This window comes from Streptomyces sp. NPDC104309, from assembly GCF_055584025.1.
The window spans coordinates 1-8,492 of record NZ_JBVJMV010000105.1 but is presented as its reverse complement, the minus strand read 5'-3'; the positions used below and the strand labels follow the sequence as shown (position 1 = coordinate 8,492).

Annotated in this window: 8 protein-coding genes and 3 pseudogenes; 5 read left to right on the top strand and 6 right to left on the bottom strand. The window is 68.3% G+C overall.

What is annotated here, in order from left to right:
• Positions 1-34: 34 nt before the first annotated feature.
• On the bottom strand, positions 35-376 hold the full coding sequence (locus ACZ68L_RS46220) for a TniQ family protein (protein ID WP_469590838.1): 342 nt from the start codon (positions 374-376) through the stop codon (positions 35-37).
• Positions 377-530: 154 nt separating this feature from the next.
• On the opposite strand from ACZ68L_RS46220, the pseudogene tpg reads away from it, so the two are divergent.
• The 3 genes and pseudogenes from tpg to ACZ68L_RS46205 all read left to right on the top strand — a co-directional run bounded on the left by tpg (position 531) and on the right by ACZ68L_RS46205 (position 2,941).
• Positions 531-1,109, top strand: a pseudogene (tpg, locus tag ACZ68L_RS46215) (telomere-protecting terminal protein Tpg).
• 423 nt (positions 1,110-1,532) lie between these two features.
• Positions 1,533-1,916 (top strand): transposase, encoded by a 384-nt coding sequence (locus ACZ68L_RS46210; protein WP_469590836.1) that lies wholly within the window; start codon positions 1,533-1,535, stop codon positions 1,914-1,916.
• A gap of 20 nt (positions 1,917-1,936) precedes the next feature.
• Positions 1,937-2,941, top strand: a complete 1,005-nt coding sequence (locus ACZ68L_RS46205) for an IS3 family transposase (RefSeq protein WP_469590834.1) — start codon at positions 1,937-1,939, stop codon at positions 2,939-2,941.
• Here the strand turns inward: ACZ68L_RS46205 and ACZ68L_RS46200 are convergent.
• From ACZ68L_RS46200 to ACZ68L_RS46190, 3 genes are all read right to left on the bottom strand, one after another.
• On the bottom strand, positions 2,936-3,814 hold the full coding sequence (locus tag ACZ68L_RS46200; protein ID WP_469590832.1) for a competence protein CoiA family protein: 879 nt from the start codon (positions 3,812-3,814) through the stop codon (positions 2,936-2,938). The two genes, ACZ68L_RS46205 and ACZ68L_RS46200, sit on opposite strands and share 6 nt — an antisense overlap.
• A 383-nt stretch (positions 3,815-4,197) precedes the next feature.
• A complete protein-coding gene (locus ACZ68L_RS46195) occupies positions 4,198-5,010 on the bottom strand; it encodes a hypothetical protein (RefSeq protein WP_469590830.1) in 813 nt (270 codons plus the stop codon).
• A gap of 160 nt (positions 5,011-5,170) precedes the next feature.
• Positions 5,171-5,335, bottom strand: a complete 165-nt coding sequence (locus ACZ68L_RS46190; RefSeq protein WP_469590828.1) for a DUF6207 family protein — start codon at positions 5,333-5,335, stop codon at positions 5,171-5,173.
• A gap of 551 nt (positions 5,336-5,886) precedes the next feature.
• Between ACZ68L_RS46190 and ACZ68L_RS46185 the strand changes: the two are divergent.
• Positions 5,887-6,423: pseudogene (locus ACZ68L_RS46185) on the top strand (relaxase domain-containing protein); the annotation flags it as partial.
• A 5-nt stretch (positions 6,424-6,428) separates the two neighbouring features.
• Here ACZ68L_RS46185 and ACZ68L_RS46180 read toward each other — a convergent pair.
• Complete coding sequence (locus ACZ68L_RS46180) at positions 6,429-7,121, bottom strand: TetR/AcrR family transcriptional regulator (RefSeq protein ID WP_469590826.1); 693 nt, start codon at positions 7,119-7,121, stop codon at positions 6,429-6,431.
• A gap of 53 nt (positions 7,122-7,174) precedes the next feature.
• On the opposite strand from ACZ68L_RS46180, the gene ACZ68L_RS46175 reads away from it, so the two are divergent.
• Complete coding sequence (locus ACZ68L_RS46175; RefSeq protein WP_469590824.1) at positions 7,175-8,293, top strand: FAD-dependent oxidoreductase; 1,119 nt, start codon at positions 7,175-7,177, stop codon at positions 8,291-8,293.
• 6 nt (positions 8,294-8,299) lie between these two features.
• On the opposite strand, the pseudogene ACZ68L_RS46170 reads toward ACZ68L_RS46175, so the two are convergent.
• Positions 8,300-8,492, bottom strand: a pseudogene (locus ACZ68L_RS46170) (IS3-like element ISAar44 family transposase); the annotation flags it as partial.

The following is an 8,492-nucleotide window of genomic DNA, read 5'->3' as shown; positions in this document are numbered from 1 at the left end:
CGGCCTCCCTCCTCCCGGCACGCCGCGCCATGAATTAAGGGCAAGCTGGTCCCCAGCGCCGCACCTTCTCCGCAGTGTGGTGAAACTGCGCTGCCAGCCCTGTGACGAACCGCCGGCGGGGCTCCTCCTGCGCCCAGGCAGGCAGCGCCCGCAGCAGGTGATCCTGCGGGACGCGGCACAGCTGCGCCACCCGACCCCGAGCTTCCTGGTCCAGATAGATCTCACTATCCGGCCGCGCCCTACCCATCACGTTCGGCAGTCCACCCACATCGACGATCGCCGCCAGCAGGTCCCTGAACGCCATGCCGTAGCGCGCCGCCAGCCGCATCAGGAACGACTGTGTCATCTCCCCCTGCAGCGGGCTGCGCCATGTCATGAGCCGCGAGATGCTACATGACCACGCCGCCCACCAAGAGGCTTGAGCGGCCCTCTCGCTGACGATCTACCACTCCGGAGTCCATCGGGCCATCCGGGGTGGAGATCGGCTCTCAGTGGCCCGTTTACAGACGATCATTGACAGGAGTGTTCTCGTGGGCATTATCGGCGACAGCCTGGACAAGGCCGCCGCGAACACCGCGACCCGCCCGATACCGAAGTCTGCCGGCGCCCAGATACGGTTCCTCGTCAAACACGAGAAGGGCTCCACCCGCACTGTCGCGCAGCGCTTGGGCATCTCGCAGCGCACCGTGGAGCGTTACCTCAAGGGCCAGATCCGCACTCCGCGCCCGGAACTCGCGGCGAGGCTCGTGGCCGAGGTGCGCAAGGACTGGCAGCCGCGGGTGCCTGAACGAGCCAGGAAGCAGGCCGCGACATCGACCGGCATCGTCATCGAGACCCGGGCACGCTTCGGCTTCACCGCCGCCCCGGGCACCACCGACGACGGACGGATCCGGCGCATCACTCAGCACCTCCCGCCCGACTACGCCGCCCGTCTCACCCAAGGCTGACAGAGAGGGCTTCGACGCGCAGACCGCCGGAGCCACCGAGCAACAGTCCAGAACATCACCGCCGAAGGTCTTCAAGAGCAGTACTTCAAAGACCGCGGCCGTCGGGTCGAGGGGCTCGAAGTCGAGTTCACCGACATCGACTACGTAGAGCTTGACTACTAAGTTTTGGAACGAAGGTTCGAATTATGGGGTTACGAGAAGCGATCAGAAGCCTGCGAATACCGGACTGCGGGGCCCGGTACGCCCCTGGCGAAGGCATCGTTAGCCTCGATCGTTCATGAGTTCCCGTCAGCTTGCTGACGGGACGTTGTGTCTGTGAGGTGGGGTCTTTTCGGGGCTTGGGCAGGCTGGGGGCCCGACTTTCGCGTCGGGTGAGTGCCGGGTTCCACTTCGCCGGTGGGGTGGTGCGGGTTGTCGGGACGTTCGAAGTTGCTGGTCAGCCGGGGTTCGGCAGAGTGTGGAGCCTGTCGATCGCGTGGGTGATGACGTCGGTCCAGGGCCATCGGGCCCTCTCTGTCAGCCTTGGGTGAGACATCCCGTTCTGCGGGGTTGGCCTGAGAGGGCACGACAGGAGAGCCGTCCCTTTTGCCCAGCACAGAGCCTGTCGGATCCGACCCGGCACCGAGGCCGAAGCGCCGCACTTTCACCTCGGAGTACAAACTGCGGATCGTTGCCGAGTACGACGCCGCACCCAGGAACGAGAAGGGCGCGGTCCTGCGCCGGGAACGGCTCTACCACTCCCATATCAAGGAGTGGCGGGCCGCGCGGGACGCCGGGGCCCTGGAAAACCTGATCGACCGCCGAACCAGCCCGGCCCGCGCGAAGAAGTCCGCCGCGGAGATGGAGAACGAGAAGCTGCGGCAGCAGGTGGAGCGGTTACAGAGGGACCTGGCACGGAACAAGGCCGCACTCGAGGTGATGGGAAAAGCTTCCGCGCTCTTGGAAATGATCTCCGAGAGCGCGGACTGAAGCCTGCCGCCGGCCCTGTCGTGGACGAGGCGTTCACCGGCGTCGAGGCTCAGCTGGGCATCACGGCCGCCTGTCGGCTGACCGGCCGCTCCCGCGCCACGCACTACCGCCGGCTCCGGCCTGCACCACCACGCAGAGCACGTGCCCCGCAGGTGCAGCCGTCGGCCCTGACGGCCGAAGAGCGGGCTGCGGTGATGGAGTTGATGAACGGAGACGAGTACGCCGAGCTCGCGCCTGCACAAATCTGGGCCCGCGAGCTGGATGCCGGGCGCTGTCACTGCTCCGTCTCGACGATGTACCGGATCCTGCGCGAGCAGGATCAGTCCGGTGAGCGCCGACGGCAGGCCACCCATCCCGCCAAGGCGGTGCCCGAGCTGGTCGCCAGGGGGCCCTCGCAGGTGTTCACCTGGGACATCACCAAGGCGGCCGGACCGGTCAAGGGCGTCTGGTATCACGCCTACGTGATCATCGACATCTTCAGCCGGTACATCGTCGGCCACACCGTCGAGCGAGCTGAATCGGCGTTGCGGGCCGAGGAGTTGATCCGCGTGACCATAGCCCGTAACGGCATCGTGCCCGAGACCGTGCACGCGGACCGCGGCACCTCGATGACGTCGAAGAAAGTCTCCCAACTGCTGATCGATCTGGGCGTGACCCGGTCGCACTCGAGGCCGAAGGTCTCCAACGACAACCCTTACAGCGAGGCCCGGTTCAAGACCACGAAGTACATGTCGGACCATCCCGAATGGTTCGATTCGCTGGCCCACGCCCGCGAGTGGTTCGACGCGTTCATCGCGTATTACAACCATGAGCACCGGCACTCGGGTATCGGCTGGCACACACCCGCATCCGTCCACTTCGGGACCGCCGAGGAGGTCCGCGACCAGCGCGCGGTCACCCTCGCCGAGGCATACGCCCGCCACCCCGAACGCTTCGGCCGCCGCCCCAGACCACCCGAGATACCCCAGACGGCCTGGATCAACGACCCGGCCAAGCGCAGGGAACCCGCACCACAAACCTCATAGCGTCACGACCGTCTCACTGGACTTGAAATCTTCCGCCTCGGCCTCCTCCTGCTGCCGTTGACGTGCCTCGCGTTCCTCCTTCGCCGCCTCCTGGCGTTGCCGCATCAACTCATGCTTCGTCTGGGCGCCGACCGACTGCAGGGACGTCCACCACCGGCTCCGCAGTCGCTTGCCGTCGACCACGCGCGGCACCCGCCGACAGCGCGGATAGCTCTCTACGGACACGAGCTGCCCGTGGAGCACCCACCGGACGAACTGCTGCAGTGGCTCCTGACGGAAGGCCCAGCTGCCGGAGGTGAAGTCGAACCAGGCGACGCCGTCGTCCACCACCCAGAGCTGGTCCCGATCTTCCGGAGCGCGCACTCGGACCGCTGGCACGTCGCTGATCCACTGCGGCGGCTTCTTGTTCGGGGACACCCAGCACACCCGGATGCCTTCGGCTCGGTACCGTTCCGTGCGGTCGTGGATGTCTTCGACGGTGATCGGGGAGAGCTGGGCCTCCCAAGCCATGCGCTGAGTGCCGTCCGTGGAGGTGGCCATGACGTCCGCGCGCCATGAGCCGTCCTCGGCTGGCACCTCCAGCTCGGCGAACCACCCCGCGTCCCGGGTCGCAGCCGCCATCTCCAGCTTGAGCATGTGGTGCTCCCACGACTCGTTCGACAGCTCGCACGACGGCGGCCGTCCGGGGTCGTGGCAGAAGAACCGCACTCCGTAGCGGGAGACCTTGGCATGTAGGCCCCATTCACACTCCGGACAGGCGAGTGGTGGGCGAGGGCGGGCTTTGTGGACCTGGGACCAGTCCAGCCTGTGTCCGAGGTCGGGAAGGGTGGCGTCGAGGCGGCCGAGGTCGGCATGCAGCGCGGTGAAAGGCATGAATCGCATCTCCTGGCGATCTCGCGTAATTCGCGGTGTATCTGGCTGGATAGGAGATATCAGGTGCCACTGACAACGGCCCCCGGTCGTGAAGTCCAGCCACCGGCTGCCGCTATGCCCGAGCATTCCAGGGCGGGCATAGCTTGTGGCTGGCGAGTGCGAAGTGGGTGATGCGCGCGCTTCGCAGGCCACCTGTCTCCAGGGCCCGGGCCTCCTTCGCGTTGCGGACGAAGACCCGCTGATAGACCAGCTGAGGGGAGAGGGGAAGTAACTCCGGGCAGGGTCGCACGATTCCGTACAGGCGGCTGAAGGCGTGGACCGGAACTCCGTAGGCGAAGCTCGCCCCGACGCCGCCACCCTCAGGAATCCGCACCCGAAGTCCTTCACGCTTCCACGCGTTCGAAGACGGCTCTGAACAGCTCCTCGATCTCCGGGCGGGACAGCAGTGCCCACCACGCCTCTGCGGTGGTATGGGCCCGCAACTCCAGTTCCTGCAGGGCGGCCCGCCGCTGAGCTTCGCGCTCCTGCTCCTGCGGGAACTCCCGGGCCTGACGCTCTCGAACCTCTGCCCGATGCTGGGCCTCCTCCTCGTAGTGCCGAGCCCGAAGCCGACGGGAGTCCACCTTCAGCTCTCGTTTCTGCGCCTCCCTCTGCAACTTGGCTTCCTGACGCCTCTTCTGGGCCTTCTGGCCAGCTGGGGACGCCAGCCATGCCTTGCGGCGCTCCCGCGATGCGGTCTCCAGCTCCTGCCTCCTGGCCTCACGCTGCCGGGTGGCCTCCGCCCGCTGCTTCCGCTCCCGTTCGTACGCGCTCTGTGCCTCTGCGGACTGGCGGGAAGTCCACCACAGGTTGCGGAGGAACCAGCGATGCTCCTCGTCGACGATCCTCCTCACCTCGCGGTGGTGCGACAGGCTCTGGCAGGGGCGCAGTTGTCCGCGGAGTACCCACCTCACGAACTGGGCGAGCTCCGTCTCCTGGAAGACCCACCCGCTGGAGACGAAGCTGCCGAAACCGTTGTCCACGATCCAGCGCTCGTCGGCTTCCTGGACCAGGACGGCATCGACGTGCCGTGCGCCGACCCGCTCGGCCGCACTGTTGATGCGCTCGGCCAGCTGCGGCCAGCGATGGTCCGGATCCCCCGCCCCAGTACGCAGGCCGCCGAGCCCGAGGTTCTGCACCGCGATCGTCAACTCCATGCGCTCTCCCCCTGAATTCGATGCGCGCCCCATCCGGAAGATCGCTCGGACGCCCCTGGCACCGTAGCCACACCCCGCCCCGCCCATGGACCGATCACCCCAAGTCGCACGGGTTGGTGAGCCAGAACCCAACCTCGTGAACAAAGCCAGGAGGGGCATGTCATGGCGCCGCGCGCCGGATGTTGGCGTACACGCGCGCCCGCACCCCTGACATGCCTGGTTGGCTGTGTACGGGGGTGATGCCGGAGGTGGCCCACCACCGTTCCAGCTCGGCCATTACGGGGTGGGCGGTTGCCTTGTCGGCGGCGGTGATGTCGAGAACCACGAGGCCGGGGTTCATTGATGTGCTGGGCGTCGATCTTCATGTTGCTTCTGACGCGGCCTTCGCCCGGCCGGGTTCGTCGGCGCCGTGCACGCCATACGTACGAGCGAGGCGAGACCTCGTCCGGGGACAGTGGTTGACGCACCGTCCGTCCCACGCCCGGCGACGGGGTGCGGGGCAGGCGGCGCGGACAGCGGACATGAGCGGCCGGGGCGACTGCCGGCTTCAGGGCCAGTCGGTACTCGGAGGTGCTCTTTTGCGCGTTCTGTTGCCGGCGCACGCGCTCGACCTGGTCGCGGAACAGGCCGGTGAAAGTCGCCTCCGGGTCGCCGTGCGGTCGGGAGGGTGCACAGGGCAGTGGCTTACCGTCTCGGGCTGCCGCGGCGGCCCGCCTGGCGGGCGCTCCGGTAAAGACTTGATGACGGCCTCCCGCCCGGCGGGAAGCACCCCGGATCACGCTTTTGTGCAGGTCACCACCGGGATTCCATGGGGCGTTGATCAGCAAGTCGGAGGTTCGCCCGGGTAACGGGTGGCGGTATTACTTCTGCGGCGTGATGGTCGGCGACGGCCACCGCGCTGCGGGTACGCCGCTGCGCGCCGCCCAGGACGAAGCCGGTGTCCCGCCCGGAGTCTGGAAGGGCTGGGGCTTGGCCGCGGTCGGCCTCGCGGCCGGGGACGTGGTGACCGAGCGGCAGGCCGAACTGCTCCTGGGGGAAGGCCGGCACCCGGACGCCGACCGGATCGAGCGCGAGCGCCTGGAGGCGGGCGACGACCCGGCGAAGGCGCGACGGGCGACCGTGCTGGGCAGGCCTATCGAGCACAACCAGTCGCCCAAGACCGACAAGGCCAAGGAGCGGACGCCGTGGCTGGCCATTGACCTGACGTTCCGGGCCCCGCCGACGGCACACATTGCGTGGGCGCTCGGGGATGACGAGACCCGCCTGGTGCTGGAGCTGTGCCAGGACATCGCCCGGGGCAAGATGCTGGAGTGGCTGGAGGATTCGGTCGCACAGATCCGCCGGGGGAGCGGCGGCAAGCACCGCAAGCCGATCCGGGACAGGCTGATCGTCGCAGTGTTCCGGCACTACGAGTAGCGTCACGCCGATGGTCGGGTGAGTTTGGTGGCCACGGCGTCGAGGACCCAGTCCAGGCCGGTTGCGAAGGATGTCTGGGCGTCCACGTCCGTGCCGTCGTACACGGCCTTGGACAGTGCCGGGAAGCGGCCCGTGGCCAACATCCTCGTCACATGCGGGCCGTGGGCGCGCTGCCAGTCGTGCTTGGACAGGCCCGTGGCGCGCTCGGCCCGCAGGTTCGCGATCTCGCGCCTGATCGCGCCAATGAAGTAGGCGCTGACAGTCTCCACGGCGCGCATGACGGTGTCGACATCGGTGAGGCCGTCGAGGGCGGCCAGCGTGGCCTCGGTCACGGCGAGGCCGTTCGGGCCCAGGGCCGGGCGGCCGCCGAGCAGGTCGGCCAGCCATTCGTGACGGAGAGCGGCCTGCCTGGTGCGATGGGCGAGGGCGCGCAGCGCCTCCCGCCAGTCACCGGACTGCTCCTCGGGGAGAATCTCGGCCTGGACCTCGTCCACCATGAGGTCGAACAGCTCCTCCTTGGTGGAGATGTATCTGTACAGCCGCATCGGACCGGCGTCCAGGCGGGCCGCGACCTTGCGCAACGACACCGCCTCCAGCCCGCCCTCGTCGGCCAGCGCGATGGCGGCGGCGACAATCCGCTCCCGGTCGAGCGGCAAGGGGCGAGTCGGCGGCTCCGGCCGGTCCCACACAGTCATGCTCACACCGTACCGTTGCGATGCGCCGCATACGAGCAATACAGTGTATCGACATGAGACACCGCATCGCAGTGGTCGGGAGCGGTCCTGCCGGCCTTACCTTCGCCCGCGTCCTGCACCGCCATGACCACCCCGTCACCGTCCTCGAACGCGATCCCGCCCCCGACGCCCGCCCCCCGGGCGGCACGCTGGACCTGCATGAAGGGCTGGGCCAGCTCGCGCTGGACAAGGCGGGGCTGTTGGCGGAGTTCCCGGCGCTGTCTCGTCCCGAGGGGCAGGCCATGCGCATCCTGGACGCGGACGGGACCGTCCTGCGCGACTGGCGACCCCGGCCGGATGACCGGGCCAATCCCGAGATCGACCGCGGGCAACTCCGTGACCTGCTGCTCGGCCCTCTCGACGTCCAGTGGGGTCGGGGCGTGACGCAGGTGGTGCCGGGGACCCGGGATGGCGTGCTGGTCCACTTCGCGGACGGGCGGCAGGAGACGTTCGACCTCGTAGTCGGCGCGGACGGCGCCTGGTCCCGGATCCGCCCGGCGGTCTCGCCGGCGACACCGCACTACACCGGCGTCACCTATGTCGAGACCTCCCTCGACGACGTCGACACCCGCCACCCCGACCTCGCCCGGCTGATCGGCGACGGTTCCGTGGCTGTGTACGGCGTGAACCGAGCTCTCGTCGCCCAGCGCAACAGCGGCGGCCACGTCAAGGTGTACGCCCAGTTCCGCGCGCCGCTGGACTGGCACACGAACCTGGACCTGGCCGACGTCGAGGCCGTGCGATCGAGCCTGCTGTCCCTGTTCGACGGCTGGGCCGCTCCCGTCCTCGACCTCCTCCGCCACGGCACCGCTTTCGTCCACCGCCCGCTTTACGTACTGCCCGTGTCCCACACCTGGACCCACGTCCCCGGGGTGACGCTACTGGGCGACGCCGCCCATCTGATGCCCCCCTTGGGGGCGGGCGCGAACCTCGCGATGCTGGAAGGCGCCGAACTCGCCGAGTCCATCGCCACCGGCCCTGAAGATCTGGACGAGACCGTCCGCGCCTTCGAGGAACAGATGTGGGCACGGGCCGGCAGGTGGGCGAAGATCACGATGGCCGGTCTGGAACGCCTCGTGAGCCCGGACCCCGCCGAAGCCCTCGCTCTCTTCGACCAAGTCCAGCCATCCTGACTGCCAACTGAAGATGTCAATGATCACGTAGGCGTGATACCAGACGCCCTTGACCGGTCCGGCCGCCTTGGTGATGTCCCAGGTGAACACCTGCGAGGGCCCCCTGGCGACCAGCTCGGGCACCGCCTTGGCGGGATGGGTGGCCTGCCGTCGGCGCTCACCGGACTGATCCTGCTCGCGCAGGATCCGGTACATCGTC

Coding starts and splice junctions, on each gene's coding strand:
- ACZ68L_RS46220 (WP_469590838.1), bottom strand. CDS start 376: ATGACATGGCGCAGCCCGCTGCAGGGGGAGATGACACAGTCGTTCCTG.
- ACZ68L_RS46200 (WP_469590832.1), bottom strand. CDS start 3,814: ATGCCTTTCACCGCGCTGCATGCCGACCTCGGCCGCCTCGACGCCACC.
- ACZ68L_RS46195 (WP_469590830.1), bottom strand. CDS start 5,010: ATGGAGTTGACGATCGCGGTGCAGAACCTCGGGCTCGGCGGCCTGCGT.
- ACZ68L_RS46180 (WP_469590826.1), bottom strand. CDS start 7,121: ATGACTGTGTGGGACCGGCCGGAGCCGCCGACTCGCCCCTTGCCGCTC.
- ACZ68L_RS46175 (WP_469590824.1), top strand. CDS start 7,175: ATGAGACACCGCATCGCAGTGGTCGGGAGCGGTCCTGCCGGCCTTACC.